General features: G+C 51.2%; 6 protein-coding genes. 5 read left to right on the top strand and 1 reads right to left on the bottom strand.

Annotated elements, in window-relative coordinates; genetic code table 11:
- Positions 1 to 33: 33 nt before the first annotated feature.
- The gene (locus VF260_11750) at positions 34 to 1272 is read left to right on the top strand and encodes an MFS transporter (GenBank protein ID HEX7057850.1); all 1239 of its coding nucleotides are present in this window, start codon (positions 34 to 36) and stop codon (positions 1270 to 1272) included.
- A gap of 44 nt (positions 1273 to 1316) precedes the next feature.
- On the opposite strand, the gene VF260_11745 is transcribed toward VF260_11750, so the two are convergent.
- Entirely contained in the window at positions 1317 to 1916 is a 600-nt protein-coding gene (locus VF260_11745; GenBank protein ID HEX7057849.1) for a spore coat protein, read from the bottom strand.
- 183 nt (positions 1917 to 2099) lie between these two features.
- On the opposite strand from VF260_11745, the gene VF260_11740 reads away from it, so the two are divergent.
- The 4 genes from VF260_11740 to VF260_11725 form a co-directional block, all read left to right on the top strand.
- Positions 2100 to 2573 carry a low molecular weight protein-tyrosine-phosphatase gene (locus VF260_11740; GenBank protein ID HEX7057848.1) on the top strand — a complete coding sequence of 158 codons (474 nt, stop codon included), beginning with the start codon at positions 2100 to 2102 and terminating at the stop codon, positions 2571 to 2573.
- A 52-nt stretch (positions 2574 to 2625) separates the two neighbouring features.
- Complete coding sequence (locus VF260_11735; protein ID HEX7057847.1) at positions 2626 to 3150, top strand: putative metal-dependent hydrolase; 525 nt, start codon at positions 2626 to 2628, stop codon at positions 3148 to 3150.
- A gap of 206 nt (positions 3151 to 3356) precedes the next feature.
- Positions 3357 to 4433 carry an ABC transporter substrate-binding protein gene (locus tag VF260_11730; protein HEX7057846.1) on the top strand — a complete coding sequence of 359 codons (1077 nt, stop codon included), beginning with the start codon at positions 3357 to 3359 and terminating at the stop codon, positions 4431 to 4433.
- Between the two features lie 80 nt (positions 4434 to 4513).
- On the top strand, positions 4514 to 5348 hold an 835-nt coding region (locus VF260_11725), incomplete at its 3' end, for an ABC transporter permease (GenBank protein HEX7057845.1).

The following is a 5348-nucleotide window of genomic DNA, read 5'->3' as shown; positions in this document are numbered from 1 at the left end:
TAGGTGCAAACGACAAATAATGGGGTTATATTGTTGCGGCATATCGCTTCTCGTTTAAACGGTAACAAGAGCCCGACAGCGACCGGCCCCTCCGATTGGCGCAAAACGCTTTGGATCCTATGGGCGGCCAATTTTTCCGTTACCGCCGGCATGAGTTTGATCATTCCATTTCTGCCTTATTATATCGAATTTCTGGGCGTCCATGATTTGCAGGATGTCGAAGTTTGGTCGGGTTGGGTATTTTCGGCCCAATTCGTCACTTCGTTTTTGTTTCAACCGTTATGGGGATCGCTATCCGACAAGTACGGACGAAAAGCGATGCTTTTGCGCGCAGGGTTTGGCATGGCGATCGTCACCGGCGCGATGGGATTGGTCACTTCGCCTTGGCAGCTGCTGGCGCTTCGGATGATCAACGGAGTTTTCTCCGGATTTATCTCCATGGGCATCGCTTTGCTTGCCGTCATTACGCCAAACGAGCATGCCGGAAAAGCATTGGGCACACTGCAGACCGGCGGCATCGCCGGCTCCTTGATCGGGCCCTTGATCGGCGGAATTTTGGCGGAAGCGTTAGGCTATAATCGGATCTTTTTTTTGACCGGTATACTGCTGCTCATTGCCAGCTTGATTGTGCTTGTCTATATAAAAGAGCCCAAATCGCTTCGGCGCAAATCCGTAACGAAAGAAAAGATGGATTGGCAGGCGATGACGCATCTGATTCCGATCTTCATCGCTTCATTCGTTACCCAGCTCGGGATGATGAGCATCGAGCCCATTGTGACCATCTATGCCAAAACGCTTTACAGCGGGCTGCATTTGGAGTTTATTGCCGGTCTGGTCGTGGCGATAACGGGCATGGCCAATTTGTTTGGAGCGCCGACGTTAGGCAAGTTGAGCGATAAAATCGGGCAGCGCAGAACCCTTTTGCTAGCTTTTGTGATGGCCGCCGCCGCTTTTTTGCCGCAAGCGCTCGCCGGAAATATTACGGTGCTGTTGGTCGGACGCTTTTTGCTTGGCTTGTTCGTCGGCGGGATGATTCCGTCGTTGAACGCGCTTGTGAAGAAATTGTCGCCGCCAAACAAGCAGGGAACCGCATACGGCTTCAATACGTCCGCCATGTTTTTGGGAAATTTGGTCGGCCCTTTGGTGGGAAGCCATGCGGCGGCATTATTCGGCATTCGCTCCGTGTTTTACATTACCATGTCCATTTTGCTGCTCAACGCGGTCACGATTTACTTCAACCGGAATCTTGACAGCGTGCCCAGCAATTTGTAAAAGCCCCCTGAATGGGGGCTTTTTGGTTAGTTGCGCCGCTTTATTTATTGCGTGATCGGGTTTGCGTTCATGTTCATGGCCTCGCCGTATTGCCCGACCATTTGCCCCGCTTGCCCATATGTTCCGATGACGGTGTTGGTCGTCATTTCTTTCATCGTGGGAACCTGGTAAAAGCCTTTTTGGTTCATGTATTGCCAAATTTCGTATGCCTGTTCGGAACAATTGATGGAGCCTTGCTGCATGGCGGCGCGCAATTGCGGATTGGCGCATTCCAACGCGGCGTGCATTTTCATGATCGCCGACGACTTATGAAATCCCATCATTCCGCTGGCGATATCGTGATCGTCCATTTCCCGCGGAGAAGCGTTGGGCGTTTGCGTTGCCGGCTTATTTAACCCGTACTTCGGCGTGAAATTTTTTGGCGATCGGTACGGAATCGCTTGTCCGCCGCCTTGCTGGTTTAATGTCTGCACCAGGTTGTTATATTCGCCGGTCATGAATTGCAGCTGATGGTCGAGAATTTGCTGCAATTGCTGGTCGGTCACGTGCTGCCGGTACAGCTGGAATAGGTTGATGCCGTCAATCGCGCAACCGAGCACCTCGTGCAATTCCATCGTTTCGTGTGCGCCTAGATGAGCTGCCATTTGTCAAAAACCTCCATTCAAATTTTTTCACCTTAGTTATTATGGTTGCCGGCTTTGGCACTTATGCGTGGCCGCAGATCATTTTTTACAAACGAAGCATGGTCCGTTCGTCTTTTTTTTTGCCATTGCGCCATTTTTATGACTATAATGTAGTACAAACCATAGCAGACAGAGGTTATGCCCATGATTCGCGTGCTTTTTGTATGTTTGGGAAATATTTGCCGCTCGCCGATGGCTGAGGCGATATTGCGCCACAAACTGGCCGCCGCGGGCCTTGCGGATCGCGTGGCGGTCGATTCGGCGGGAACGGGCGGCTGGCACGTCGGTGAACCGCCGCATAAGGGAACGCAAAATGTTCTGCGGAAAAACGGCATCGATTTTTCCGGGATTGTCGCCCGAAAATTGGATGCCCGCGATTTTTCCCGTTTCGATTATATCATCGCCATGGATAGCCGGAATTTGCGCGACATTCGCTCGTTCAATGCCAATCCGACGTCCGCTCGCATCGCCCTTATGCTTGATTTTTTACCGGAATGTGACGATAAGGATGTTCCGGATCCGTGGTATTCCGGCAATTTTGACCTGGTTTACGATCTGCTTGACCGCGCAACAGACAATCTGCTTGCCGAAATACGCGAAGTGGCGGAACGCATATAATTCACCGTCTTTATATTTAATAACATTAACCGAATTGGAGGAGGAAGTTGGGATGGATGCAATACGATATCCAATCGGCGAGTTTCAACCGATCACAACAGGTACGCCGGAGCAAATCAAGGAATGGATTCAGGAAATCGAAGCGACGCCCGAACATGTGCGCGCCGCGCTTGCGGGCTTGACGGAAGCGCAACTGGATACGCCGTATCGCCCGGAAGGATGGACGATCAGGCAGGTTGTCCATCATATAGCAGACGCCAATTTGCACAGCTTTACGCGATTTAAGCTGGCGCTGACGGAACATGAGCCGACGATCAAACCGTATTACGAGGATCGGTGGGGGGAATTGGCCGATTCCAAGCATGCGCCCATAGCGCCTTCGCTTTCCTTACTGGAGGCCGTAATCGCCCGCTGGTCGCTGATCTTTGCCGCAATGGCTCCCCAAGATTTCGCGAAAACATTTATTCATCCCGTAGGCGGCGTAACCCGCCTCGATCAGGCGTTGGCGATGAGCGCCTGGCATAATCGGCATCATACGGCTCATATCACTTCGCTGCGCGACAGGATGGGGTGGTAGCGAACGGCAACTTTTTTTTATTGACGGAACACTGTAACCGTTTTAAGATGGAATAGGCTGATTTAATGCGCTTTTTCGCTTTAACTCTGTAAATCCCGCACGCGTTAAACGGGAATCGGGAGCGCGCGAATAAGCGCATCGCGGACAAGCGCATCAAGCGCATATTGTTTTTCATTCTCATTGAATTACATTTGGGGAGGATCGGTATGAAGAACAGGTTTGTGTTTTTGCTGGCTATGCTTGCAGTTCTGTTAACGGCATCGGTAGCGTTAGCAGGGTGCGGCAATAAAACAGGCGGGGAAAACGCCGACAGCAATAAACCCGTCGTTGAAAACTCTAACGGAGATAATTCCGGCGGGGAAAAATCCGAGACGGTCAAGATTGGCATTATCCAATACGCGGAGCATCCTTCACTGGATGCGGCTACGAACGGTTTTATCGCGGCCTTGAAAGATAACGGATATGAAGAAGGCAAAAATTTGCAAATCGATTTGCAAATCGCCCAGGCGGACCCTGCGACAAATCAAACCATTGCGCAGAAATTCAAAGGCGACAACCTTGATTTGATTTTGGCCAACGCCACACCGTCGGCGCAAGTGGTTGCCAAGGCGATAACGGATGTGCCGATATTGTTTACTTCCGTTACCGATCCGGTATCCGCCAAGCTGGTTGCTTCGCCGGAGAAACCGGGAGGCAATGTTACGGGCACAAGCGATTTTCCGCCGAATATTATCGATAAGCTGATGGATTTTGTGAAAAGCGAATTCCCGCAAGTAAAAACGATGGGCATCGTTTATAATCCCGGCGAAACGAATTCCGTCGTGCAGGTTGAAAAAGCGAAGGAAGTGCTGAGCGCAAAAGGCATCGAGGTAAAAATGGCCGCGGCTGCGAATACAAACGAAGTCAAGCAAGCCGCCGAGTCCTTGGTAGGCAGCGTGCAGGCAATCTTTGTGCCGACCGACAATACGGTCGTTGAAGCGCTTGAGTCCGTTATTCAAGTGGCGAATGAAAACAAATTGCCGCTCTTTGTCGGCGAAAAGGACTCCGTAAAACGCGGCGGTTTTGCGGCATACAGCGTCGATTACTATAATCTTGGTTACACTACCGGCAAAATGGCGGTGGATATTTTGCAAAACGGCAAAAAGCCGGCTGACATTCCCGTCGGTTACCCGGAAAAACTCGATTTGATGTTGAATTTGCAAGCGGCTGAGAAAATGGGCATCACAGTTACGGATTCGATGAAGAGCAAAGTCGCCAATCCGGATACGGATATTTTGCAATAAGCGGGCAATTTTTTGCGAAAAAGTGATCCGGCGTGCACCTGCCTGGGTCACTTTCTGCCTATTAAACGGAGGTAAGCATCATGTTAACGGCTTTCACGGGCGCATTGGAATTAGGAATTTTATATACGATCATGGCGCTCGGGGTATATTTGACGTTCCGGGTGCTGGACTTCCCCGATTTGACGGTTGACGGCAGCTTCACGACAGGCGGCGCGATCGCGGCGGTTATGATTGTGCATGGCCAATCGCCGCTCTTCGCGACCATCGCCGCTTTCATCGGTGGCTGTCTGGCGGGTGCGGTTACCGGGCTATTGCATACGATCGGCAGAATCAACGCGTTGTTGGCCGGTATTTTAATGATGATTGCGCTCTATTCCATAAATATCCGCATCATGGGACGAGCCAACATTCCGCTTTTGGGTGTTGATACCGTCATCACGCCGTTTGAACAATTTCAAAAATCGTACGGCATTAACTTATATTTGATCGTCTTTTCCGTTGTCGCTGTCCTGATCATGCTAATCATCGACTGGTTTTTGCACACCGAAATCGGACTGGCGATTCGCGCCACCGGCGACAACAGCCGGATGATCCGCAGTTACGGCGTCAATACGAATACGATGATCGTGATCGGGGTTAGCTTGTCCAACGGCTTGGTCGCTTTGTCGGGCGCCTTGGTGGCGCAATTTAGCGGTTCGGCCGATATACAAATGGGCGTCGGAATGATTGTGATCGGCCTAGCTTCCGTCATTATCGGCGAAGCGATTTTCGGCAATGCGAGCGTCATCCGCGCGACCTTTGCCGCGATGATCGGCGCCATCCTTTACCGGCTTATCGTTGCCGCCGCGCTGCGCGTTGGTTTGGAACCGAGCGATATGAAATTGATGACGGCATTGATCGTCGTCGTCGCATTGA

The organism is Bacilli bacterium (assembly GCA_036381315.1).
Lineage (GTDB): Bacteria > Bacillota > Bacilli > Paenibacillales > KCTC-25726 > DASVDB01.
Note: the sequence above shows the minus strand (reverse complement) of the source record. Positions and strands in the feature narration are given on the sequence as shown.